At 66.1% G+C, this 22,194-nt stretch carries 22 protein-coding genes, 2 pseudogenes and 1 riboswitch; of the genes and pseudogenes, 16 read left to right on the forward strand and 8 right to left on the reverse strand.

Features of this window, described 5'->3' with window-relative positions; genetic code table 11:
• Positions 1 to 12: 12 nt before the first annotated feature.
• From DIE13_RS24135 to DIE13_RS24145, 3 genes and pseudogenes are all read right to left on the reverse strand, one after another.
• Positions 13 to 639, reverse strand: a complete 627-nt coding sequence (locus DIE13_RS24135; RefSeq protein ID WP_124829625.1) for a flavin reductase family protein — start codon at positions 637 to 639, stop codon at positions 13 to 15.
• An 80-nt stretch (positions 640 to 719) separates the two neighbouring features.
• Positions 720 to 860: pseudogene (locus DIE13_RS24140) on the reverse strand (IS3 family transposase); the annotation flags it as partial.
• A 324-nt stretch (positions 861 to 1,184) separates the two neighbouring features.
• Positions 1,185 to 2,153, reverse strand: coding sequence for an IS3 family transposase (locus DIE13_RS24145; RefSeq protein ID WP_311768343.1), 969 nt, complete (start codon positions 2,151 to 2,153; stop codon positions 1,185 to 1,187).
• Between DIE13_RS24145 and DIE13_RS24150 the strand changes: the two genes are divergently transcribed.
• Positions 2,113 to 3,162 (forward strand): IS110 family transposase, encoded by a 1,050-nt coding sequence (locus DIE13_RS24150; RefSeq protein WP_124829626.1) that lies wholly within the window; start codon positions 2,113 to 2,115, stop codon positions 3,160 to 3,162. The two genes, DIE13_RS24145 and DIE13_RS24150, sit on opposite strands and share 41 nt — an antisense overlap.
• Before the next feature lie 221 nt (positions 3,163 to 3,383).
• Here the strand turns inward: DIE13_RS24150 and DIE13_RS24155 are convergent.
• A pseudogene (locus tag DIE13_RS24155) lies at positions 3,384 to 3,659 on the reverse strand (transposase); the annotation flags it as partial.
• 1,087 nt (positions 3,660 to 4,746) lie between these two features.
• Between DIE13_RS24155 and DIE13_RS24175 the strand changes: the two are divergent.
• The 7 genes from DIE13_RS24175 to DIE13_RS24205 all read left to right on the forward strand — a co-directional run bounded on the left by DIE13_RS24175 (position 4,747) and on the right by DIE13_RS24205 (position 11,950).
• Positions 4,747 to 5,772 carry a substrate-binding domain-containing protein gene (locus tag DIE13_RS24175; RefSeq protein WP_124829628.1) on the forward strand — a complete coding sequence of 342 codons (1,026 nt, stop codon included), beginning with the start codon at positions 4,747 to 4,749 and terminating at the stop codon, positions 5,770 to 5,772.
• Positions 5,773 to 5,831: 59 nt separating this feature from the next.
• Positions 5,832 to 6,860 (forward strand): ABC transporter substrate-binding protein, encoded by a 1,029-nt coding sequence (locus tag DIE13_RS24180; protein ID WP_124829629.1) that lies wholly within the window; start codon positions 5,832 to 5,834, stop codon positions 6,858 to 6,860.
• Between the two features lie 17 nt (positions 6,861 to 6,877).
• Entirely contained in the window at positions 6,878 to 7,702 is an 825-nt protein-coding gene (locus tag DIE13_RS24185; protein WP_124829630.1) for an ABC transporter permease, read from the forward strand.
• A gap of 10 nt (positions 7,703 to 7,712) precedes the next feature.
• On the forward strand, positions 7,713 to 8,609 hold the full coding sequence (locus tag DIE13_RS24190; protein WP_124829631.1) for an ABC transporter permease: 897 nt from the start codon (positions 7,713 to 7,715) through the stop codon (positions 8,607 to 8,609).
• A 23-nt stretch (positions 8,610 to 8,632) separates the two neighbouring features.
• Complete coding sequence (locus DIE13_RS24195) at positions 8,633 to 9,664, forward strand: ABC transporter ATP-binding protein (RefSeq protein WP_124829632.1); 1,032 nt, start codon at positions 8,633 to 8,635, stop codon at positions 9,662 to 9,664.
• Positions 9,665 to 9,702: 38 nt separating this feature from the next.
• Positions 9,703 to 10,527, forward strand: coding sequence for a phosphodiesterase (locus tag DIE13_RS24200; protein WP_124829633.1), 825 nt, complete (start codon positions 9,703 to 9,705; stop codon positions 10,525 to 10,527).
• A gap of 223 nt (positions 10,528 to 10,750) precedes the next feature.
• Positions 10,751 to 11,950, forward strand: a complete 1,200-nt coding sequence (locus DIE13_RS24205) for an MFS transporter (protein ID WP_124829634.1) — start codon at positions 10,751 to 10,753, stop codon at positions 11,948 to 11,950.
• 18 nt (positions 11,951 to 11,968) lie between these two features.
• Here the strand turns inward: DIE13_RS24205 and DIE13_RS24210 are convergent, their stop codons facing one another.
• Entirely contained in the window at positions 11,969 to 13,174 is a 1,206-nt protein-coding gene (locus DIE13_RS24210; RefSeq protein ID WP_124829635.1) for an EamA family transporter, read from the reverse strand.
• Positions 13,175 to 13,271: 97 nt separating this feature from the next.
• Here DIE13_RS24210 and DIE13_RS33000 point away from each other — a divergent pair, with 97 nt between their 5' ends.
• The 3 genes from DIE13_RS33000 to DIE13_RS24225 all read left to right on the forward strand — a co-directional run bounded on the left by DIE13_RS33000 (position 13,272) and on the right by DIE13_RS24225 (position 14,300).
• Positions 13,272 to 13,559 carry a hypothetical protein gene (locus tag DIE13_RS33000; protein ID WP_175751063.1) on the forward strand — a complete coding sequence of 96 codons (288 nt, stop codon included), beginning with the start codon at positions 13,272 to 13,274 and terminating at the stop codon, positions 13,557 to 13,559.
• Positions 13,560 to 13,668: 109 nt separating this feature from the next.
• Positions 13,669 to 14,022, forward strand: a complete 354-nt coding sequence (locus DIE13_RS24220) for a type II toxin-antitoxin system RelE/ParE family toxin (protein ID WP_124829636.1) — start codon at positions 13,669 to 13,671, stop codon at positions 14,020 to 14,022.
• Positions 14,019 to 14,300 carry a helix-turn-helix domain-containing protein gene (locus DIE13_RS24225; protein WP_124829637.1) on the forward strand — a complete coding sequence of 94 codons (282 nt, stop codon included), beginning with the start codon at positions 14,019 to 14,021 and terminating at the stop codon, positions 14,298 to 14,300. The genes DIE13_RS24220 and DIE13_RS24225 overlap by 4 nt, the downstream gene beginning before the upstream one ends.
• A 43-nt stretch (positions 14,301 to 14,343) precedes the next feature.
• Here the strand turns inward: DIE13_RS24225 and DIE13_RS24230 are convergent, their stop codons facing one another.
• The 3 genes from DIE13_RS24230 to DIE13_RS24240 all read right to left on the reverse strand — a co-directional run bounded on the left by DIE13_RS24230 (position 14,344) and on the right by DIE13_RS24240 (position 16,141).
• On the reverse strand, positions 14,344 to 15,132 hold the full coding sequence (locus DIE13_RS24230) for a molybdopterin-dependent oxidoreductase (protein WP_124829638.1): 789 nt from the start codon (positions 15,130 to 15,132) through the stop codon (positions 14,344 to 14,346).
• A 29-nt stretch (positions 15,133 to 15,161) separates the two neighbouring features.
• Entirely contained in the window at positions 15,162 to 15,794 is a 633-nt protein-coding gene (locus DIE13_RS24235; RefSeq protein ID WP_124829639.1) for a cytochrome b/b6 domain-containing protein, read from the reverse strand.
• Between the two features lie 98 nt (positions 15,795 to 15,892).
• A complete protein-coding gene (locus DIE13_RS24240) occupies positions 15,893 to 16,141 on the reverse strand; it encodes a pentapeptide MXKDX repeat protein (protein ID WP_124829640.1) in 249 nt (82 codons plus the stop codon).
• 266 nt (positions 16,142 to 16,407) lie between these two features.
• Positions 16,408 to 16,524: riboswitch (TPP riboswitch) on the forward strand.
• A 124-nt stretch (positions 16,525 to 16,648) separates the two neighbouring features.
• Between DIE13_RS24240 and thiC the strand changes: the two genes are divergently transcribed.
• From thiC to DIE13_RS24270, 5 genes are all read left to right on the forward strand, one after another.
• Positions 16,649 to 18,580 (forward strand): phosphomethylpyrimidine synthase ThiC, encoded by a 1,932-nt coding sequence (thiC, locus tag DIE13_RS24245; RefSeq protein WP_124829641.1) that lies wholly within the window; start codon positions 16,649 to 16,651, stop codon positions 18,578 to 18,580.
• A gap of 242 nt (positions 18,581 to 18,822) precedes the next feature.
• Positions 18,823 to 19,035 carry a glycine zipper 2TM domain-containing protein gene (locus tag DIE13_RS24250; RefSeq protein ID WP_096502922.1) on the forward strand — a complete coding sequence of 71 codons (213 nt, stop codon included), beginning with the start codon at positions 18,823 to 18,825 and terminating at the stop codon, positions 19,033 to 19,035.
• A 223-nt stretch (positions 19,036 to 19,258) separates the two neighbouring features.
• On the forward strand, positions 19,259 to 19,507 hold the full coding sequence (locus DIE13_RS24255) for a hypothetical protein (RefSeq protein WP_124829642.1): 249 nt from the start codon (positions 19,259 to 19,261) through the stop codon (positions 19,505 to 19,507).
• 132 nt (positions 19,508 to 19,639) lie between these two features.
• A complete protein-coding gene (locus DIE13_RS24260) occupies positions 19,640 to 20,566 on the forward strand; it encodes a DMT family transporter (RefSeq protein ID WP_124829643.1) in 927 nt (308 codons plus the stop codon).
• 328 nt (positions 20,567 to 20,894) lie between these two features.
• A complete protein-coding gene (locus DIE13_RS24270; protein WP_124829645.1) occupies positions 20,895 to 22,175 on the forward strand; it encodes an EAL domain-containing protein in 1,281 nt (426 codons plus the stop codon).
• The last annotated feature ends 19 nt before the right edge of the window (positions 22,176 to 22,194 follow it).

Below are 22,194 nucleotides of genomic sequence, written 5' to 3' on the forward strand. Positions count from 1 at the left end.
GCACGCGACGCATCACGCGTCGGGGCGCGCGATGTCGAACCGGCTGTCGGGCTTCACGTGCACATAGGCCGACGGGCCGCCCGCGCGCAGAATGATGCCCGCGCCGAACGTGTCGAAGATGCCGTCCTTCAGCAGGCTCTGGCGGATATGCACGGCGACGACCTCGCCGAGCACCAGCGTGGCCGGCGTGTCGACGCCGTGATGATCGCGCAGCCGGATCACCTCGGTCACCTTGCATTCGAAGTTGACGCCGCTTTCGGCCACGCGCGGCACGTTGACGAGGCGCGACGGAATCGCGGTCAGGCCGCCGAGGTCGAATTCGTTCACGTCGTACGGCACCGCCGCGCAGGTCTGATTCATCTTTTCGGCGAGGTCGCGCGTCGCGAGGTTCCAGACGAATTCGCCGGTCTCCTGCACGTTGCGCAGGCTGTCCTTCGCCGCCGTGCTCGAAAAGCCGATGATCGGCGGACGATAGTTGAACGCGTTGAAGAAGCTGTACGGTGCGAGGTTCAGCGTGCCGTCGCTGCCGCGCGACGAGATCCAGCCGATCGGGCGCGGGCCCACGATCGCGTTCAAAGGATCGTGCGGCAGGCCGTGGCCTTGCGACGGTTCGTAATAGTGGTAGCTCGAGTCGGTCATGGCGGATGGTGTGGCAGGAAGCAAACTGCGTTGAAGACGATGGAGGTTCCCTCGGTTTTTCCCCTTCCAACGGTCCCGAGTTATGCAGCCGCATCCTTGGTCTGCCGAGCCTTGATCCAGTCCCGAAGGAACTGCTCTGGAGAAACCGGGCCGAGAGACGAATGGCGACGACTGCGGTTGTAAAACACTTCGATGTATTCGAACAAATCGGCCTTCGCGTCCGGGCCTGTCCGATTTTAGTGTGTCGGGGTCACGGGTCGATAACGGAAATAACATCCCATGACCGAAGCAACCGGGACCAAGAAGAGCAAGAATCCGAAGGCGCCGACGCTGTTTCCCAATGAACTGATCGATCTAGTACAGTCTGCCATCTATGACCTTCGGCGCACTCAAAGGTGTATTGCGCAATTACGCCGTCATAGCGATCGGCCCGGCATCGCCCGCCGCGTGTCTGCGCAGCAGCATGCAACCGTGCCAGCCCATCTGACGAACGACGGCGATCGTATGCGCAACGACGGTGACCTGCCTGGCTTCTTCGGGCCATTTCAATCTTGGGGAATGGCCTCGGTTACTTCAGTTAAACAATACCGCTGCTTGAACTCGTCGGGCGTCAGATAGGCCAGGCTCGAGTGCGGCCGGATGGCATTGTAGTGACGCCGCCACTGCTCGATCACAACCTTCGCTTCCGTGCGCGTTCGAAACCATTCAAGGCTCAAGCATTCATCTCGGAACTTGCCATTGAAGCTCTCGTCCGCGCCGTTCTGCCAAGGCTTGCCTGGCTCGCTGAGCGCCATGTCCATACCGTTCTGCGCCGCCCACTTCAGGATGGCCCGCGATACGAACTCTGGGCCGTTGTCTGAACGCAAGTAACGAGGCGCACCATGAAGGCTGACCAGTTGGGACAGAACTTCGATGACACGTCCGGAACGAATCGATCCGGCCACGTCGATTGCCAGACATTCACGCGTGTACTCATCGATCACCGTCAGACACTTCAACTGCTGGCCGTTGGCACACGCGTCGAATACGAAGTCGTACGCCCAGACGTGTCGTGCCGCCGTCGCCGGCTGCGGACGAGGGCGATGGACCGACACGCGTCGACGGGGGCGCTTGCGCGGCACCTGCAACCCGGCAAAACGCCACAGCCGCCAGGCTCGGTCGGCGCTCATGGGATGACCCTGCCGCTCCAGAAAGATCTGAATGCGGCGGTAACCATAACGCGGATACTGCGCCGACAGGATACTCATCGCTGCCAATACCGGCGCGTCCCGCACGGCCAGTGTCGATTCGTAGTGCAGTGCCGATCGGGCGACCGACATCAGCGCGCACGCACGCCGCTCCGACAGGCCTCGCGCTTTCGCATACGTGACCTGCTGGCGTCGGGCGGGCGCGCTCACCACTAATAGGATGGTCCGCCCCTCCCGTAATCGCGTAATCTGGGCCGACGCCTGTTTCCGTCCTCGGAGGTGTGCCATGAGCCAGCAATGCTCTACTGCGATCGCCCGCATGGGCATCGATATCGGGAAGTCCGTGTTCCACGTCGTCGGACTCGACGCCAAGGGCAAACCGGTGTTCCGGAACCGATTTACGCGTGAGCGACTGCTCGAGTTCCTGGCGCGTGCGTCACCAACGATCATCGGGATGGAGGCGTGCCCTGGTAGCAACTGGCTCGCTCGCAAAGCGATGGGTCAGGGACATCAGGTCCGTATCGTGCCGGCTCAGTTCGTCAAACCGTTTGTTAAGTCGAACAAGACCGATATCGTCGACGCAGAGGCTATTGCCGAGGCGATTTCTCGTCCCACCATGCGCTTCACGCAGCCGAAGACAGAAGCACAACTGGACCTGCAGGCACTACATCGAGTTCGGCAAAGACTGGTTTCCAGCAAGACAGCCATCGTCAATCAGGCTCGTGCATTTTTGCTTGAGTACGGCCTGACTATCGGAGCTGGCCCCGCATACTTCGTTCGCGATATGCCAAGCGTCCTCGCCGACGACGGCAACGGTCTAACGCCTGCGATGCGCGATCTGTTGCAGGAGCAATGGCAGGAATACCGCTCCATTGAGGCACGCCTTTTGCAATTACGCCGCCAGATCGAAGCAATCGCAGGGGCCGACGATGTCGCCACACGACTGATCTCGGTACCGGGTATCGCGCATCTGACCGCGACCGCGATTACTGCCTTCGCAGGTACCGGTACGCAGTTCAAATCCGGCCGCCATTTCGCTGCCTGGCTAGGCCTTGTTCCCGGCGAATTCTCCACCGGAGGCAAGCAGCACCTGCTCGGCATCACCAAGCGAGGCAATCCATATCTGCGCAAGCTGTTGATCCATGGTGCCCGGGCGTGCGTCCTGCATCTCGATCGGACCAAGGATCATCTCGGGCTCTGGATTTCGCAGATGGAGGCGAAGGGCATCCACCGCAACAAGATCATCGTCGCACTGGCCAACAAGCTCGCGCGTATCGCGTGGACCATCCTCACGCGACGAGGAACGTTTTATCTTCGGCAGCCGCAAGCACAGTAGGCTGCCGATCACCCGTCAAGGTTTGCAGACGTGCAATTGATGACGAAACAGCGCACCGGCGTTCGGTAAACCCGGGACAAAAAAACGGCCTTCGAGGTCAGTCCACTTATTGGGAACTGAGCGCGCATATCCCATCATGGCCTTGCCGCCAAAAGCGGCTGACTCGCGAGAGGCCGGATACATTTACGCAAACTGTCTCGTCGGAGAACGCCCGCTTGCAAAGCCGGGGCGGACCATACATTTTTTGCGTTGATCTCTTTCATCACGTCCAGTTCGAGATCGCGCTCGGCAAGCATCTTCTTCAGCCGCGCATTCTCTTGCTCGAGTTGCTTGAGCCGCTTCACATCGGCAGCTTCCAGCCCGCCGAAATGCTGCCGCCAGTTGTAAATGGTTTGCTCGCTGATCCCGTGCTTCTTCGCGACCTCAGCGACCGGCGCCTTGTCCGCCTCGCGCAGGATGGTGACCATCTGTTCTTCCGTAAACCGGCTCTTCTTCATGACTTCCTTTTCTCCGTTGGAAGCCATTCTCTCAAGTTTCAACTGGTCCGAAAATTCCAGGGCAGGTCAGGCCTGGCCATCGTCCTCATCGCCAGGTTCCCGTTCGGGTGCTACTGGCTCGCGACCAAAGACCGTCTTCCCAGCCCCAGCGTCGAGATACATGCCGCCGCCATTGGCGATGGCGGAGCGGCTTTTCACGAGGGAGGGCCTTTCGGATAGTGACGTCGGTCAGCGGCATGGCGCACCCTATGGCCCCGAGGAGCATTTTTTGTCGGGGGCATCACCCATCAACCCAAATCCCCCCGAAAGTACCCCCGCATGCCCCCGGATTCACACGGGCCAGACTGGACAAATCAGGAATAAAAAACCCGCGAAGCCTTATGGCTATCGCGGGTTTCTGGATTTCCAAGGATGATCTTGAAAGCGTATTTGGTGCCGGGGACCGGACTTGAACCGGCAAGCCAATTAAGGCGGCGGATTTTCGTCACACTGCTTCTTTCGAAGCCGGCGTCGTCGGAACGACATCGTTCGTGCGCTGGACTATGCCTTCGCCGTCGCGCGCGGGCGTGATCGCCGCCCGTGCGCCTTAGGCGCCCCCCGTCTAGTCTCTACACCTTCCTCGCGGGCGTTGTACCGCGAGGCTTGGCTCGGCGTTGCCTCGATGCGCGCATCAGGGGTTTCACCGAATTTGAAGGGTTCTGCACCGGCCGTTTCCGACCGGGCACTCAATCTTTTAAGTCCGCTATGTTTACCAATTTCATCACCCCGGCAAAAGGGCGGACGCGATTCTACCATTGCTTGCGCGTGCGTTCCCTGATTCGGACACATCGCATCGCGATGCCGCGCGCTTGCGTACGCCGTCCGCACCGGATTCATACGCCGTAATCGATGGCGGCGCGGCACGCGCGCCGATTTCCTCCCGCGCCGCAACATCCGCCGATACAATCGAAGCCCCCCTGCCCGGCGGGCGCCAACCGTCTGATGTTTGTGTCGTGCTTGTTACGAAACAGACGTCATGCGCGTCATCGCGAAGTCACAAACGTTTTCGATAATTTCCCTGCCGAAAACGTTTACATCGCGTAATTCCATGACCCCGACCATCAAGGACGTCGCCGCGCTCGCCGGCTTCTCGATCGCCACCGTCTCGCGTGCGATCAACGCGCCGCATACCGTCAGTCCCGCCACGCTGGCGACGATCCGCTCCGCGATCGACGCGCTGCAGTTCCGCCCGAGCCCGCTCGGCAGGCAGTTGCGCGGCGAACGCACACGGCTCGTCGGCGTCGTCGTGCCGACGCTGTCGAACCCGGTGTTCGCCGACTGCCTGCAAGGCATCGACGAACTCGCGACCGCGGCCGGCTTCAAGCTGATCCTGATGACGACCGAATACGACGCGGCGCGCGAGCGCCACGCGATCGAGACGCTGCGCGAGCAGCGCGTCGAAGGTCTGATCCTCACCGTTGCCGATGCCGATACGCATCCGCTGCTCGACATGCTCGACCGCGACGGTCCGCATTACGTGCTGATGCACAACGACACGCAACGCCGCCCGTCGGTGTCGGTCGACAACCGCCGCGCCGCCTACGACGGCGTGCGGATGCTCACCGCGCGCGGCCATCATCGCGTGCTGATGCTGGCCGGCTCGCTCGCCGCGTCGGATCGCGCGCGCCAGCGTCATCTCGGCTACGCGCAGGCGCTCGAGGAAAGCGGCGTCGCGACGCTGCCGCCCGTCGAAGTCGACTTCAACGCACCCGAGCTGCCCGATGCGGTGCTCGCGCATCTCACCGCGCAAGCCACACGCCCGACCGCTCTCTTCTGCAGCAACGACCTGCTCGCGATGGTCGTGATGCGCGGCCTGCGCCGAGCGGGCTTCTCGATTCCGGACGACCTGTCGGTACTCGGCTTCGACGGCATCGCGATCGGCGAGCTGCTCGCACCGCCGCTGGCGAGCGTCGCGACGCCGAACCGGGACATCGGCCGCCACGCATGGCGGCGCCTCGTCGAATGCATCGGCGGCGCGACGATCGAGCGCGCATCGCTGATCCTGCCGCACACGGTGCGCGACGGCGCGACGGTCGCGCCGCCGGCCGCCGACCTGCAGTTGCGCCAAGCCTGAACGCCCGAGCCGCGTCACCCGTGCGCGGCCAGACACCCACACCTGCCCGGAGATCCACCGTGTCCTTTCGCCTGACCTCGCTGCTGCGCGTGCTCGCAGCGCCCGTCGCATGCGCCGCGCTCGTCGCGCTCGCCCCCGTCGCCCACGCCGACGAAACAGCGATCTGCTACAACTGCCCACCCGAATGGGCCGACTGGGCCGCGCAAATCGCGGCGATCAAGCAGAAGACCGGCATCCGCGTGCCGTTCGACAACAAGAACTCCGGCCAGGCGATCGCGCAATTGATCGCCGAGCAGAAGAGCCCGGTCGCCGACGTCGTCTATCTGGGAGTGTCGTCGGCATTCCAGGCGAAGGACAAGGGCGTGATCGCGCCGTACAAGCCCGCGCACTGGAACGACATCCCCGCGAACCTGAAGGATCCGCAAGGCTACTGGTTCGCGATCCATTCGGGCACGCTCGGCTTCTTCGTGAACAAGGACGCGCTCGACGGCAAGCCGGTGCCGCGTTCGTGGGCCGATCTGCTGAAACCCGAATACAAGGGCATGGTCGGCTACCTCGATCCGTCGAGCGCGTTCGTCGGCTATGCAGGCGCGGTGGCTGTGAACCAGGCGCTCGGCGGCAGCCTCGACAACTTCAAGCCGGCACTCGACTGGTTCCGCAAACTGAAGGCGAACGCGCCGATCGTGCCGAAGCAGACCGCGTACGCGCGCGTGCTGTCCGGCGAGATTCCGATCCTGCTCGACTACGACTTCGATGCGTATCGCGCCAAGTACAAGGATCACGCCAACGTCGAATTCGTGATTCCGCAGGAAGGCACGATCGCGGTGCCGTACGTGATGAGCCTCGTGAAGGGCGCGCCGCACGATGCGAACGGCAAGAAGGTGCTCGACTTCGTGCTGTCCGACGAAGGCCAGAAGCTGTGGGCGAATGCGTACCTGCGGCCGGTGCGCGCGCAGACGCTCGGCGCGGACGTCGCATCGAAGTTCCTGCCGGCGAGCGACTACGCGCGTGCGAAGCCGGTCGACTTCGGCAAGATGGCCGCCGGTCAGCAGGCGTTCGGCCTGCAGTACCTGCAGGTGATGCAGTAAGCGGCCGGACTCACGCGATGCTCGACCTGACTTTCCCGCTGCGCTGGCGTGTCGCGCTCGTCGCGCCGGCGCTCGCGGTGTTCGCCGCATTCTGGCTGCTGCCGATGGTGTCGCTCGTGCAGGTCTCGGCCGACGGCGCGTTCTTCACGCGATACGCAGCGCTGCTCGGCAACGCGCGCTACATGAAGAGTCTCGCCGAGACGGTGGCGCTGTCCGCGGGCGTCACGCTCGCAACGCTCGCGCTGTCGACGATCTCCGGCCTGCTGCTCGCACGCCGCGAATTCGCGGGCAAGCGCGTGCTGCTCGCGCTGCTCACCTTTCCGCTCGCGTTCCCGGGCGTCGTGGTCGGCTTCATGGTGATCATGCTCGCCGGACGGCAGGGGTTGATCGGGATGCTGTCCGCGAAGCTCACCGGCGACAAGTGGGTGTTCGCGTATTCGGTGACCGGACTGTTCGTCGGCTACCTGTACTTCTCGATTCCGCGCGTGATCGTCACCGTGATCGCGGCCGCGTCGAAACTCGACGCATCGCTCGAGGAAGCCGCGCGCTCGCTCGGCGCGTCGCCGTTGCGCATCTTCATCGACATCGTGCTGCCGGCCCTCGCACCGGGCCTGATCGCGGCCGGCGCGATCTGCTTCGCGACCGCGATGGGCGCGTTCGGCACCGCGTTTACGCTCGCCACCGACCTGAACGTGCTGCCGATGACGATCTACACCGAGTTCACGCTGAATGCGAACATCGCGACAGCGGCCGGCCTGTCGATCGTGCTGGGCGTCGTCACGTGGGTCGTGCTCGCGCTCGCGCGCCGGTTCACCGGCCACACCGCCGCCGCCGCGGCCTGAGGATTCCTCCATGCAATCGCTTTCCGGTTCCTCCGCGCCGTCGCCGGCGCCCGCTCCGTCGCACGCGAACGGCGCCGCCCGACGTGCGCCGCGCGTTACGGGGGCACGTACGATCGCCGCGCTGCAATGGGGCGTCACGCTGCTGCTGTGCGCGTTCCTGATCGTGCCTGTCGTGATGTCGGTGCTCGCGGGCCTCACCGTCAACTATTTCCGCGGACTGTCGAGCGGCCTCACGCTGCGCTGGCTCGCGCAAGTGTGGGAGCAATATCAGGGGTCGGTCGCGCTGTCGCTCGGCGTCGCGTTCGCGACGCTCGCGATCGTGCTCGTCGTCGGCGTGCCGGCCGGCTATGCGCTCGCGCGCAGCAAGAGCCGCATCGCCCGCGTGATCGAGGAGGCGCTGGTGCTGCCGGTCGCGCTGCCGGGCCTTGCGTCGGCGCTCGCGCTGCTGGTCGTGTACGGCGGGTTCACCGCGTTCCGCATGAGCCCGTGGTTCATCGTCGTCGGCCACGTGGTGTTCACGCTGCCGTTCATGGTGCGCGCGGTCGCGGCCGTCGCCGCGGGCGCCGACCTGCGCACGCTCGAGGAAGGCGCGGCGAGCCTCGGCGCATCGTTCGTCACGCGCTTCATCACGATCGTGCTGCCGAACCTGCGTCCCGGCATCGTCGCGGGTGCGCTCGCGGTACTCACGCTGTCGATCGGCGAGTTCAACCTCACGTGGATGCTGCACACGCCCGACACGAAGACGCTGCCGGTCGGACTCGCCGACACCTATGCATCGCTGCGCCTCGAAGTCGGCAGCGCCTACACGATCGTGTTCCTGCTGATGACGCTGCCGCTGCTCGTCGCGATGCAATGGCTCGGCGTCGATCCGTCCGGCACGCGCACCGTAAAGCGCAGCCCGCGCTGAACCGCGCTGACTCTCCCGCTCTCATGAAACTCGACTCCACTCCCATCACCCTGGCCCGCTGCGCGAAGACGTTCCGCGGCACGCGCGTGCTCGAACCGCTCGACCTGTCGATCGGCGCGGGCGAAACGCTGGTGCTGCTCGGCCCGTCGGGCTGCGGCAAGACGACGACGCTGCGGCTGATCGCGGGCCTCGACACGCCGGATGCCGGCGGCACGATCGCTTTCGGCGCCGACGACGTGACCGCGCTGCCGATCGAGCGCCGCCAGGTCGGCATGGTATTCCAGAACTACGCGCTGTTCCCGAACCTGACGGTGCGCGGCAACGTCGGCTATGGACTGAAGATTCGCAAGACCGAGCCGCGCGTGCTGCGCGAACGCGTCGACGAACTGCTCGCGATGATGCGGCTCGACGCGCACGCGGACAAACCGGTCGATCAACTGTCGGGCGGCCAGCGGCAGCGCGTGGCGCTCGCGCGTGCGCTTGCCGTGCGCCCGCGCGTGTTGCTGCTCGACGAGCCGCTGACCGCGCTCGATGCGAAGTTGCGCGACGTGCTGCGTCGCGAGATGAATGCGCTGCTGCGCGAGCTCGGCGTGACGACCGTGTACGTGACGCACGACCAGGCCGAAGCGATGGAGCTCGGCGACCGGATCGTCGTGATGGGCGCGGGCCGCATCGAGCAGATCGGCACGCCGCGCGACATCTACTACCGGCCGGCAAACCGCACGGTCGCGCAGTTCATCGGCACGCTGAACAGGCTTGCGGGACAATGGCGCGACGGCGCGCTCGTGACGACCGGCGGTTCGATCGTCACGCCGCACGCCGCCGACGAATGGTTCTTCCGGCCGGAGGACGCGCAGCTCGCCGATCCCGCGCACGCGCCGCTGCGCGGCGCGATCGGCGCGTGCGCGTTCCTCGGCGAGCGCACGCGGCTCACGATCGAGCACGCGGCACCCGACGCGCTCGTGATCGACGTGCCGGGCCGCATCGAGCTGGCACGCGGCACGGCCGTCGGCATCGCGATCGCGGCGCAAGACCTGATCGCGCTCGCCCCGTGATGCCGCCCAGCGATAACCACCTATTCCGAGGAACGACGATGCTGCTAGCCCAAATCAGCGATCTCCACATCAAGCGTCCGGGGCAGCTCGCGTACCGGCGCGTCGACACGGCGGCCGCGCTCGCGCGCTGCATCGCGAAACTGAACGCGCTCGTGCCGCGCCCCGACGCCGTGCTCGTCACCGGCGACCTGACCGACTTCGGCCACGACGACGAATACCGACACCTGCGCGCGTTGCTCGCGCCGCTCGAGATTCCGTATTACCTGATGATCGGCAATCACGACGACCGTGCGGGGCTGCGCCGCGCGTTCGCCGATCGCCCGGAATTGCAGGGCGGCGAATTCGTGCAGTACGCGCTCGATATCGGCGCGGTGCGCGTGCTCGCGCTCGACTCGCAGGTACCCGGCTCGAGCCGCGGCGACCTGTGCGACGCGCGGCTCGCCTGGCTCGCCGCGCAGCTCGAGGCCGCGCGCGAGCAGCCGGTGATCGTCGCGCTGCACCACCCGCCGTTTGCATCCGGGATCGGCCACATGGACGCGCTGCGCCTCGCGCCCGCAGCCGCCACGAAGCTCGATGCGTTGCTGCGCGCGCATCCGAACGTCGAGCGCGTGCTGTGCGGCCACGTGCACCGGACGATGTTCACCCGCTTCGGCGGCACGCTTGCGTCGGCCGTGCCGGCGCCCGCGCATCAGGTCGCGTTCGACCTGCGCGCGGACGCGCCGTCCGCGTTCAGGCTCGAGCCGCCGGCGTTCGCGGTGCACCTCCATACGCCGGAAACGGGGGTGACGTCCCATCACGTGTATGTGGACGAAAGCGACGGACCCTATCCGTTCTACGAACCGAGCGGCGAACTGGTCGACTGAGCGCGCGAATCGCACGCGACGGCGCACGGCCGCGGCTAATCAGGCTCCGCATCGGCCGATGGCTGCCCATCGGCACCGGGACGGCCTGAACCGGGCCGTCCCGGGCCCGGCCGGCAGATTTCCCGGTGCTCCGGTATGATCGGCACCCTCGATCGGCACCCGGCTGCCCGCGCAACCGACGCTGCGCCGCGGCCGTGCCACCTCACTCCGTTCCGTTGCGATCATGTCTTCCGCTTCCACCGACCGTCCGGCCGACGCCGCCTCGCCCCACTATTCGCGCAGCCTGCTGTTGCTGCTCGCGACGATCGCGGGCGTATCGGTCGCGAACATCTACTACAACCAACCGCTGCTCGACAGCTTCCGCTCGGCCTTCCCGGACGGCGCGTCGTGGATCGGAGCGGTGCCGACCGCCACGCAGCTCGGCTATGCGGCCGGCATGTTCCTGCTCGCGCCGCTCGGCGACCGTTTCGACCGCCGCGGGCTGATTCTGATGCAGATTGCCGGACTATCGATCGCGCTGATCGTGGCCGCGACCGCGCCGTCGCTGACGGTGCTGGCCGCTGCCAGCCTCGCGATCGGCGTGCTCGCGACGATCGCGCAGCAGGCCGTGCCGTTCGCGGCCGAGATCGCGCCGCCTGCGGAGCGCGGGCACGCGGTCGGCACCGTGATGAGCGGCCTGCTGCTGGGCATCCTGCTCGCGCGGACGGCGGCCGGCTTCGTCGCCGAATATTTCGGCTGGCGGGCGGTGTTCGCCGCATCGGTCGCGGCGCTCGTCGCGCTGGCCGCGGTGATCGTGCTGCGGCTACCGCGCAGCTCGCCGACGTCGACACTGCCGTACGGCAAGCTGCTCGGCTCGATGTGGCACCTGGCGGTCGAATTGCGCGGGTTGCGCGAGGCGTCGCTGACGGGCGCGGCGCTGTTCGCCGCGTTCAGCGCGTTCTGGCCGGTGCTGACGCTGCTGCTCGCAGGCGCGCCGTTCCATCTCGGCCCGCAGGCGGCAGGCCTCTTCGGGATCGTCGGCGCCGCGGGTGCGCTGGCCGCGCCGTACGCGGGCCGCTTCGCGGACAAGCGCGGCCCGCGCGCGATCATCTCGCTCGCGATCGCTCTGCTGGCGGCATCGTTCGTGATCTTCGCGCTGTCGGGCACGAGCCTCGTCGGACTCGTGATCGGCGTGATCGTGCTGGATGTCGGCGTGCAGGCCGCGCAGATTTCGAACCAGTCGCGCATCTACGCGCTGAAGCCCGAAGCGCGCAGCCGCGTGAACACCGTCTACATGGTGTGCTACTTCATCGGCGGCGCGCTCGGCTCGTCGGCCGGCGTGGCCGCGTGGCACGCGTTCGGCTGGACCGGCATGTGCGCGGCCGGGCTGCTGTTCACCGCGCTCGCTGGCTGGTTTCACCATCGCGGCGCACGCCACGGCTGAGCGGCCGGCTGCTCGCCATCACGCGCTGGTGCGCGACTCGGTCGGCACGACGGCGGGCGGCGGCGTGAACGCCTGCGCCGGATCCATGACGACAGCCGGGTCCACGACCGCCCCCGGGGTCGGCACGGCGAGCGTCACGGCCGACGGCGTCAGGATCGGTGCGTCATCCGGCACCACGGCCTGATCGGGTGCGGTTTCGGCCGCGAACGCAGCTACAGGTGCTGACGGCGTGTGCACGGCCGGTGCGGGCGCCCCGGTCGATGCGGCGGCAGCAGCTGCCGCGCGCGCGGCGGGCCGGCGCGCGGGATCGAATGCGAACGACAACCCGACGCTGCCGAGGATCGCGACCGTCGCGATCACGGTCGCCTTCGTCACCGGTTCGCCGAGCATCAACGCGCCGAGCGCGACCGCGACGATCGGGTTCACGTACATGCAGCTGCTCGCAATGATCGGGCTCGTATGGCGAATCAGGTAGCCATACGCGACATACGCCGCCATCGTGCAGAACACCATCAGGTACAGAAACGCGAACACGGGCGCCGCCGCGACTTGCTCGATGCGCTCGCCGACCAGCCATGCGGCGATCGTCGACATCAGCCCGCCCAGCCCGATCTGCAGCGACGTCGACAGGAACAGGTCCGACGGCAGCTTGAGCCGCGTCGCCAGATGCGCGCCGCCTGCCCAGAACAGCGCGCCGGCCAGCACGCAGATCGTGCCGAGCGCCGAGTTCGCGGCAGCCGCGCCACCCGAATTCAGCACGACGATGCCGACCATCCCGAGCGCGACGGCCGCCCATTCGCCCTTCGTCACCGGACGTCCCGCGACCGCCGCGATCACGGTCGCGAACAGCGGCACCGTGGCAACCATCACCGCGGCCGAGCCGCTGCTGACCGTACGCATGCCGAGCGCGATCGTGCCGGACGACAGCGCGACGAGCATCGTGCCGACGATCGCCGAGTTGCGGATCTCCAGAAGCGTCGGCCATTCGGGCTTGCGCCGCAGCGCGAAGATGAACAGGCCGATCCCGCCGAGCAGGTTGCGCAGCCCAGACAGCATCAGCGGCGGGAACGACTGCAGCGCGAAATGCAGGCCGCTGTACGTCGAACCCCAGACGAAATAGATGAATACGAGCGCGAGTGCCACGCGGCCGCCGCGGCTTTGCGGCAGGCGGATGCGGATCGGCAGGCGGGCGAGGAAATCGAGGAGGCGGTCGAGCGGTGTCATCGTTCAGCCTGCCCGCACGACGTGTCGCGTGCTCCGCTGAAAGACGCCGGAGATGCCGGCAAACGGCCCTGACGGGACCGGGAAGGCGGAGACGAACGTGCGGAACGACATGGCAGTGCGAACGGCGACGAATAGGAACCGGCAAGCGGCGGCAGAGGGACAAAAAAACGTGCGCAAACCACTTCGGCTGCGCACGTTCGGCATTATGGCATCAAGGATTCGAAAGCATCGTCGGACCCGTCTGAAAGGATATCGACTGATGTTTCGGCGCGACATTTTCGGGCCGCCGGACGTGCCGGATCCGAAGCCGGATGCGCGCCGCGCGGGCGTGTCGAATGCCCTGCGCGCGCCCTTCCCGCACTTCGCGATCGATACCCCGGCCTGATGGCCAGTCATGCGCTTCGAGGATCGCCGCGCGCTTATCGTGACGGTCGGCATGCCCATGCGGCGCCGACATTCCGTTCATCCGATACGCACACCGTACATACAAAATTTTGTATAATTCCACCATTCTTCCGCCGAAGCCGGTTGTCTTCGTCGGCAGTGCGCTGGACGCGCTGCGCGGCTTTCCGCTGCCGGCGCGCCGCGAAGCCGGCCATCAGATCGATCAGGTGCAGCGCGGCCTGGCGCCCGACGACTGGAAGCCGATGCGCACCGTCGGCCCCGGCGTGCGGGAAATCCGGTTGCGCGATGCGAGCGGCGCATCCCGGATCGTCTACGTCGCGGCCTTCGCCGACGCGATCTACGTGCTGCACTGCTTTCGCAAGCAATCGGCACGCACCTGCAAGGCCGATATCGAACTGACCACCCGGCGCTATCGTGCGCTGACGATGGAGAGGAAACGATGAGCACCGAACGCTATTCGAATGTCTGGGATGCAATCGAGGGCCAGCCGGCCGAGGCCGAGAACATGAAGCTGCGCTCCGAGCTGATGATCGCGCTCAAGCAGCGCATCGCGCAACTCGAACTCAGCCAGGCCCAAGCCGCGACACAGCTCGGCGTCACGCAGCCGCGCGTCTCCGATCTGCTGCGCGGCAAGATCAACCTGTTCGGGCTCGACGCGCTCGTGAACATGGCGGCGGCAGTCGGCCTGCGCGTCGACCTTCAGGTCCGCGAATCCGCGTGACGCCCCGTGACGCACGGCGGCGGGCGCATCCGTGCCCCGCCGATCACGATCCGCCGAACCAGTTGTACCCCTGATCGACCCAGTAGCCGCCCGGGTAAGTGTCGGTCACGAAGATTTCCATGATGTGTTTCGGATTCTTGTAGCCGAGCTTGGTCGGCATCCGCAGCTTCATCGGAAAGCCGAATTCGGGCGGCAGGCGATGGCCGTCGTAGTCGAATGCGAGCAGCGTCTGAGGATGCAGCGCAGTCGGCATGTCGATGCTTTCGTAGTAATCGTCCGCACATTTGAAGCCGACGTATTTCGCGTGCGTGTCGGCGCCGGCGCGTGCCAGAAACGCGCCGAACGGCGTGCCGCCCCAGCGGCCGATCGCGCTCCACCCTTCCACGCAGATGTGCCGCGTGATCTGCTCTGCGTGCGGCAGCGCATACAGCTCGTCGAGCGTCCATACGCGCTTGCCCGTCACGCTGCCCGACAGCACGAGCCGGTACGTCGATGCGTCGACGTGCGGCACGTCGTCGATGCCGTAATACGCATTGAACGGGAACGGCCGCGTGATGTCGGATTCGGCGTAGGTCGGTGCGAGCCGGTCGCCGCTGAACAGCCAGGCCTGCACGCGATCGTTCAGCCGCGATACCCGCTCGAGAAACGTGTTGACCGATGCGTCGTCCTGCAGCGTGCAGCCGGTCAGCATCGTCAGGCCGCCGAGAGTCAGGATGCGGCGATTGAACAGCCGTCGCGACGGCATCTCCAGTTCGCGGCGCACGTCGAGTTCGAGCGACTTGCGGTCGAGCGTCCAGCGCGAACCGTCGCGCCTGTATTCGGATTCCGACATGATGATTTCCTTTACCCGGCGTTGACCGGTCAACGCCCGCGCAGCATCGCGAGCAACGAGCGCGGCACCAGCAGCGCCATCGCGACGTGCACGACGACGAACGCGACGAGCAGCGACATCGCCCAGAAATGCACGACGCGCGCGTTGTCGTAACCGCCAAACAGTTCGCGCAGCAGAGGAAACTGCACCGACTTCCAGATCGTCAGCCCGGACAGCACCAGCACGACCAGGTCGACGATCGCGACCAGGTACGCGGCACGCTGCACCGCGTTGTAGACGCTCAAATCGTCGTGCGCGAGCCGGCCGCGCAACGCGGCGCGCACGTCGCGCCACACGGACGCCGGCGTGACGGGCAGCATCTTGCGCGCAAGGCGGCCGGTCGCGATCGACATCGTCAGATAGAACAACCCGTTGCCGACGAGCAGCCACATCGCCGCGAAATGCCATTGCAGCGCGCCGCCGAGCCAGCCCCCAAGCGTGATGCCGTGCGGAAATACGAACGGCGGATAGATCGGCGACGCATCGTAGATGCGCCAGCCGGACAGCGCCATCAGGATGGCCGCGAGCGCGTTGAGCCAGTGGCTCGCACGCACCCACAGCGGATGAATCGGGCGCGTGGGCGGCGCAGCGGCCGCGCGGCCGGTGGCGGGAACGGTTTGCATGATGAAGACTCCCGGAACGCGTCGACGAGACGAGACAAAACGAAACGCGGGCGGCCGTCGTCCAGCACACGCGCCGGCCGCGCCGCTGCCTGGCTTCGTCAGTTCGACGGCGCCATCTTGTCGCCCGACGACTTGCCCATCGCGTCCTTCTTCATCGCGTCGTGCTTCTTCATGCCGTGCTTCTTCATCGCATCGTGACCCATTGCATCCTTCGCCATCGCGTCGTGGCCCATCGCGTCCTTCGACATCGACGAACCGTTTTGCGACATCGCGTCGTTCTGCGCATATGCGCCCGTTGCAAGCGTGGCGAAAGCAGCGACACAGGCGGCGATCAGTACCTTTTTCATGACATCTCTCCATTGAACATGGGTTTAAGGAGCAGAATAGACGGACGACGTCGCGGGAAATGACAGCCGCTGCGAAATATTTTTGAGGCCGCGCGAAGGCGCGCCATGTTGCACCGCTTCGCCGCTGCCGGTCGAGCCATGGAACCGTGCGGCCACGCACGCTGCCCCTTCGACGGGACATCGCACCACCCGCCATGCTGCAGCCGCACGAGGCGACCGATCCACTGCCGGTTGAAACCGCCGCCAAGCCGGTGTATCGTGTGCCCTTGCTAACGCGGGGGTCCTGCAATGCGCTCGGTCAAACAACCGGCATTGCGGGTGAGAAATACCCTTTGAACCTGATCTGGATAATGCCAGCGCAGGGAAGCGTACGGATTTCGCCGCCATCCTTCTGACGAAATCCGCCGCCTCACCAAACCTCGTCTCCTGCTTAGCTCGAGCCCCACATTCGTCAAGGGCTCCGGGCAAGCGCCGAAGCGCCTGTCCGGCGCTCACACAGGAGATTGCATGAACGCCAATCCGAAGTTTCTGTCTGCCGACGCCCACGTCGACGCGGCTGCCGTCGCGCCGCTGCCCAACTCGCGCAAGGTTTATGTCACCGGCTCGCAGCCCGACATCCGCGTGCCGATGCGCGAAATCACGCAGGCCGACACACCGACCGGCTTCGGCGGCGAAAAGAATCCGCCGATCTACGTGTACGACACGTCGGGCCCCTACACCGATCCGGACGCGAAGATCGACATCCGCGCGGGCCTGCCCGCGCTGCGCCAGGGCTGGATCGAAGCACGCGGCGACACCGAAGTGCTCTCCGGCCTGTCGAGCCGGTACGGCCTCGAGCGCGCGGCCGACCCGGCCACCGCCGACCTGCGTTTCCCGGGCCTGCACCGCAACCCGCGCCGCGCCCAGCCCGGCAAGAACGTCACGCAGATGCACTATGCGCGCCAGGGCATCATCACGCCGGAAATGGAATACATCGCGATCCGCGAGAACCAGCGCCGCGCCGAGTACATCGAGAGCCTGAAGGCGAGCGGCCCGAACGGCGAGAAGCTTGCCGCGATGATGGGCCGCCAGCATCCGGGCCAGGCGTTCGGCGCCGCGGCCTTCGGCGCGAACGCACTGGCCGAGATCACGCCGGAATTCGTGCGCGACGAAATCGCACGCGGCCGCGCGATCATCCCCGCGAACATCAACCACCCGGAATCCGAGCCGATGATCATCGGCCGCAACTTCCTCGTGAAGATCAACGCGAACATCGGCAACTCGGCCGTCACGTCGTCGATCGGCGAGGAAGTCGACAAGATGACGTGGGCGATCCGCTGGGGCGGCGACACGGTGATGGATCTGTCGACCGGCAAGCACATCCATGAAACGCGCGAGTGGATCATCCGCAACAGCCCGGTGCCGATCGGCACGGTGCCGATCTACCAGGCGCTGGAAAAGGTCAACGGCAAGGCCGAGGATCTCACCTGGGAAATCTTCCGCGACACGCTGATCGAGCAGGCCGAGCAAGGCGTCGACTACTTCACGATCCACGCTGGCGTGCGCCTGCAGTACGTACCGCTCACCGCGAACCGGATGACGGGCATCGTGTCGCGCGGCGGCTCGATCATGGCAAAGTGGTGCCTCGCGCATCACAAGGAAAGCTTCCTGTACGAACACTTCGAAGAGATCTGCGAGATCATGAAGGCGTACGACGTGAGCTTCTCGCTCGGCGACGGCCTGCGCCCCGGCTCGATCTACGACGCGAACGACGAAGCGCAGCTCGGCGAGCTGAAGACGCTCGGCGAACTCACGCAGATCGCGTGGAAGCACGACGTGCAGGTGATGATCGAAGGCCCCGGCCACGTGCCGATGCAACTGATCAAGGAGAACATGGATCTCCAGCTCGACTGGTGCAAGGAAGCGCCGTTCTACACGCTCGGGCCGCTGACCACCGACATCGCACCAGGCTACGACCACATCACGTCGGGCATCGGCGCCGCGATGATCGGCTGGTTCGGCACCGCGATGCTCTGCTACGTGACGCCGAAGGAACACCTCGGGCTGCCGAACAAGGACGACGTGAAGGAAGGGATCATCACGTACAAGCTCGCCGCGCACGCCGCCGACCTCGCCAAGGGCCACCCGGGCGCGCAAGTGCGCGACAACGCACTGTCGAAGGCGCGCTTCGAGTTCCGCTGGGAAGACCAGTTCAACATCGGTCTGGACCCGGACAAGGCACGCGAATTCCACGACGAGACGCTGCCGAAGGATTCGGCGAAGGTCGCCCACTTCTGCTCGATGTGCGGCCCGCACTTCTGCTCGATGAAGATCACGCAGGACGTGCGCGAGTTCGCAGCGCAGCAAGGCGTGTCGGAAACCGAAGCGCTGAAGAAGGGGATGGAAGTCAAGGCGGTCGAGTTCGTGAAGACCGGCTCCGAGATCTATCACCGTCAATAAGCGTTCGCGGCGGTCCGCACGGACCGCATCGCACCGCGCGAAGCCCGCTTTCGAGCGGGCTTTTTTGCGTCCCGGCAACGCATGCCGCGTGCCTGCCGCCCCAAACGAAACAAATGATTACGAAACCGCCGGAGCCTTAACAAGTCCTTACAGCGCCGTCGGGGAACGACGGGTAGATTGGGTTCATGCGCGGCCGCCAGCCGGTCGCGCGCCCTCCGTTCACTACCACAAGGACAACGATCATGAATACGATTCGGCGTTTTGGGGTATGCGCGCTGCTCGTCGCGACGGTGGCCAGCCTGTCGGCCTGCGATTCGATGTCACGGCGTCAGCGCGATACGGCTATCGGCGCGGGCGTCGGCGGCGTGGCCGGCGCGGCGATCGGCGGCAGTGCGCTGTCGACGCTGGGCGGCGCGGCGGCCGGCGGCATCATCGGCAACCAGGTCGGCAAGTAACGGCCCCGGTATCCCGCCCCTCGCCGCGCGACACGCGGCGCTGTTCCGGCAGACGGCGTTTCCGCGGTGCGGAAGCGCCGTTTTTTGCATGTGGCGCCCGGATTGCCGTGCGGCGGCCGCCGGCGCCTACGGAAATGATCCGTTACCGTTTTGCGCCCCGTGTCATCGCCGCGCGGCCTAAGCTTAAGCATCTGCCGATTGCCGGCGCCGCCGGAGAGATATCATGACCAGGACCTTCGTCGCCGCAGCACTCGCGTGCGCGACACTCGCCGGCTGCTACTACCCGTATGGCTACTATCCGCCCGGCTATTACGCGGCGGCGCCCGTCCAGCCGGCGCCCGTGTATGTCGATCCCGGCCCCGCGTACTACTATCCGGCGCCCGCCTATGCGCCGGCATGGGGCGGCTATTGGGGCCCGTCGATGTCGCTGAACTTCGGTTTCGGCGGACACGGCGGGTGGCGCCATCACTGAGCGCGTCCGGCTTGCCTGCACGGCCCGCGGCGAGCATCTCCGGTTTCTTGCCGTTTCATCCAATCGTGAAACGACGGTGCGGTAACGCGGTGTAAGATCCATCGCATCCCGTCCCCTCGCCCTTCACGATCGATGTCGCCCAAGAACGCCTTTCTGCTCACCATCCTCGCCGCCCTGTGGGGCGCGTCGTTCCTGTTCATCCGGATCGGCGTCGCTGAATTCGGCGTCGCCCCACTGATGGCTCTGCGGGTGGGCATCGGCGCGCTGTTCCTGATCGGCCTCGCGCTGACCCGCTTCAAGCCGGCCGAACTCGCCGCCCGGCTGCGCCAGCACGCGGTGCCATTGTTCGTCGTCGGCGTACTGAACTCGGGTGCGCCGTTCTGCCTGTTCGCCTATGCCGAGTTGACGCTGTCGGCCGGCGTGACGTCGGTGATCAACGCGACGGCCCCGCTGTGGGGCGCGCTCGTCGCATATGTATGGCTGAAGGACACGCTGTCGCTGCCGCGCACGCTCGGCCTCGTGATCGGCTTTGCCGGCGTGCTCACGCTCGTGTGGAACCAGATCGCGAACGCGCACGGCAGTACCGGCGCCAGTACAACCGCGCTCGCGGCCGCCGCGGCGCTCGGCGCGACGCTGCTGTACGGGATCGCGGCCAACTACACGAAGCGCAAGCTCACCGGCGTCGACCCGCTCGTCAACGCGACCGGCAGCATGATCGGCTCGACCGTGCTGCTGCTGCCGTTCGCGATCGCGACCTGGCCGGCCGCGACGGTCAGCGCGCACGCATGGGGCGCCGTGCTCGCGCTCGGCATCGCATGTACGGGTATCGCGTATTTCATCTACTTCTTCCTGATCTCGCATATCGGGCCGTCCCGCGCGATTACCGTCACGTTCGTGATTCCCGTGTTCGGCCTGCTGTGGGGCGCACTGTTCCTCGGCGAGCGCGTGTCGGTCGTGATGATCGAAGGCTGCGCGATCGTGCTGGTCGGCACCGCGCTCGCGACCGGCGTGATCAAGCGAATTCCCGGCCTGCGCACGCGCGGCGGCAAAGCGGCCTGAGCCGCGCGAGGGCGGCCGCGCTGTTGCTCGTCGGGTTTCCCGCGACCGCGCTGTCGGTCGATGGCCGCTCGCGACCGCCCGGCCGGCGTTTCGGCACCCTCTTCGTTAGATTCCGTCGTTCTCGCGCAATGGCGCCGGCCCGGCGCCTGTTTAGCGTTTGCGTCTGGAGTTACCCTGATACGCGAGTCGCCCCGTTCCCGTTACACTCGGAATACTCATCCGCAGAAGGCGGTTACGATGCGCCACGTTCTTTCGCGTCCACCTGCGCGTGCGACTGCTTCAGCGTGGCGGCACGATACCGCCCCCCCGTTCGCCGGGCACCGTTGACATGAAGCCCCCTCGCGACCTCTCGCTCGATTCCCTGCTCGAACGCCTCAAGCCAACCCCGAGCGGCTGGTTCGCCACCTATCGCAACACGACGCTGCGCAGCGTGTTTCAACCGGTGCTGTCGATCACGCACAAGCGCGTGGTCGGTTACGAAGCGCTGCTGCGCGTCGTGGACACGGACGGCACGCTGCTCTCGCCGATCGCGCTGTTCGACAGGACACGCGCCGAAGCCGACGCGCTGCTGCTCGACCGGCTCGCCCGCTGCCTGCATACAGCCAATTTCGTCTCGCAAGGCATCGGCGACGGCTGGCTGTTCCTGAACGTGACGCCGCGCGTGCTCGATTCGGGCCTCGTGCAACGCGAATTCGTCGAGGCGCTGTGCCGGCATTTCGCGCTGCCGCCGAACCGCATCGTGCTGGAAGTCGTCGAACAGCCGGCACGCGACGAAGCCGCACTCGCGCGCACGATCGACATGATCCAGCATCGCGACTTCCTGATCGCGATCGACGATTTCGGCACCGGATTCTCGAATTTCGACCGTGTGTGGCGCGCGCGACCCGATATCGTCAAGCTGGATCGTTCGCTCGTCGAGCGCGCGACGTGGTCGGCCGACGATCGCCGCATCATGCGTCACCTCGTGTCGATGCTCCATCAGGCCGGCGCGATGGTGCTCGCCGAGGGTGTCGAAAGCGACGACGCACTGCAGGCGCTGATGGAGGCCGACATCGATTTCGTCCAGGGCTTCCAGTTCGGCCAGCCCGATGCATCGATCGCGCATGCGAGCGCCGCGGCGCCCGCGATGCTCGACGCCGCGTGGCAGCGCTTCATCGCTCACCGGCATACGCCGGTCATCGCCGAACAACCCGGCTTCGACGCGATCGAGCGGCTCGTGCTTGCCGGCGCGGCCGCGTTCGCGGCGAGCGGCAACCTGAACGATGCCGCGCAGCGTGTATTTGCCGTGCCAGCCGCGCGACGCGTGTTCGTCACGGACGAGATCGGCGAGCAGTTCCTGCCGTCGATCGGTGCGCGCCCCGAGGACGGCCACGCGGGCGCCACCCGCCTTTCGCCGCTGTTTCCCGAAACCCACAGCAACTGGTCGCGACGGCCGTACTTCCAGCGCGCGATCGCCGCGCCGGGGCGCGTCGCGCTGATGGGTCCGCACTTCTCGCTGACGGAAGGCCGCGACTGCTACACGGCGGCGGTTGCGATTCGTGTGCAGAGCCGCCTGGTCGTGTTCTGCGTCGATTTCGTACTCGACAGCGCGGGAACCGTGATGCGGTAACGGGGCACGGCAGTTCTCC

It is taken from the genome of Burkholderia sp. Bp9016 (assembly GCF_003857765.1).
Taxonomy (GTDB): Bacteria; Pseudomonadota; Gammaproteobacteria; order Burkholderiales; family Burkholderiaceae; genus Burkholderia.

What these genes read in the sequence shown, in the direction of transcription:
- DIE13_RS24175 (WP_124829628.1), top strand. Translation starts at nt 4,747, where the DNA reads ATGACCCCGACCATCAAGGACGTCGCCGCGCTCGCCGGCTTCTCGATC.
- DIE13_RS24195 (WP_124829632.1), top strand. Translation starts at nt 8,633, where the DNA reads ATGAAACTCGACTCCACTCCCATCACCCTGGCCCGCTGCGCGAAGACG.
- DIE13_RS24200 (WP_124829633.1), top strand. Translation starts at nt 9,703, where the DNA reads ATGCTGCTAGCCCAAATCAGCGATCTCCACATCAAGCGTCCGGGGCAG.
- thiC (WP_124829641.1), top strand. Translation starts at nt 16,649, where the DNA reads ATGAACGCCAATCCGAAGTTTCTGTCTGCCGACGCCCACGTCGACGCG.
- DIE13_RS24150 (WP_124829626.1), top strand. Translation starts at nt 2,113, where the DNA reads ATGAGCCAGCAATGCTCTACTGCGATCGCCCGCATGGGCATCGATATC.
- DIE13_RS24255 (WP_124829642.1), top strand. Translation starts at nt 19,259, where the DNA reads ATGACCAGGACCTTCGTCGCCGCAGCACTCGCGTGCGCGACACTCGCC.
- DIE13_RS24240 (WP_124829640.1), bottom strand. Translation starts at nt 16,141, where the DNA reads ATGAAAAAGGTACTGATCGCCGCCTGTGTCGCTGCTTTCGCCACGCTT.
- DIE13_RS24235 (WP_124829639.1), bottom strand. Translation starts at nt 15,794, where the DNA reads ATGCAAACCGTTCCCGCCACCGGCCGCGCGGCCGCTGCGCCGCCCACG.
- DIE13_RS24270 (WP_124829645.1), top strand. Translation starts at nt 20,895, where the DNA reads ATGAAGCCCCCTCGCGACCTCTCGCTCGATTCCCTGCTCGAACGCCTC.
- DIE13_RS24185 (WP_124829630.1), top strand. Translation starts at nt 6,878, where the DNA reads ATGCTCGACCTGACTTTCCCGCTGCGCTGGCGTGTCGCGCTCGTCGCG.
- DIE13_RS24205 (WP_124829634.1), top strand. Translation starts at nt 10,751, where the DNA reads ATGTCTTCCGCTTCCACCGACCGTCCGGCCGACGCCGCCTCGCCCCAC.
- DIE13_RS24190 (WP_124829631.1), top strand. Translation starts at nt 7,713, where the DNA reads ATGCAATCGCTTTCCGGTTCCTCCGCGCCGTCGCCGGCGCCCGCTCCG.
- DIE13_RS24250 (WP_096502922.1), top strand. Translation starts at nt 18,823, where the DNA reads ATGAATACGATTCGGCGTTTTGGGGTATGCGCGCTGCTCGTCGCGACG.
- DIE13_RS24225 (WP_124829637.1), top strand. Translation starts at nt 14,019, where the DNA reads ATGAGCACCGAACGCTATTCGAATGTCTGGGATGCAATCGAGGGCCAG.
- DIE13_RS24210 (WP_124829635.1), bottom strand. Translation starts at nt 13,174, where the DNA reads ATGACACCGCTCGACCGCCTCCTCGATTTCCTCGCCCGCCTGCCGATC.
- DIE13_RS24135 (WP_124829625.1), bottom strand. Translation starts at nt 639, where the DNA reads ATGACCGACTCGAGCTACCACTATTACGAACCGTCGCAAGGCCACGGC.
- DIE13_RS24145 (WP_311768343.1), bottom strand. Translation starts at nt 2,153, where the DNA reads ATGCCCATGCGGGCGATCGCAGTAGAGCATTGCTGGCTCATGGCACAC.
- DIE13_RS24230 (WP_124829638.1), bottom strand. Translation starts at nt 15,132, where the DNA reads ATGTCGGAATCCGAATACAGGCGCGACGGTTCGCGCTGGACGCTCGAC.
- DIE13_RS24260 (WP_124829643.1), top strand. Translation starts at nt 19,640, where the DNA reads ATGTCGCCCAAGAACGCCTTTCTGCTCACCATCCTCGCCGCCCTGTGG.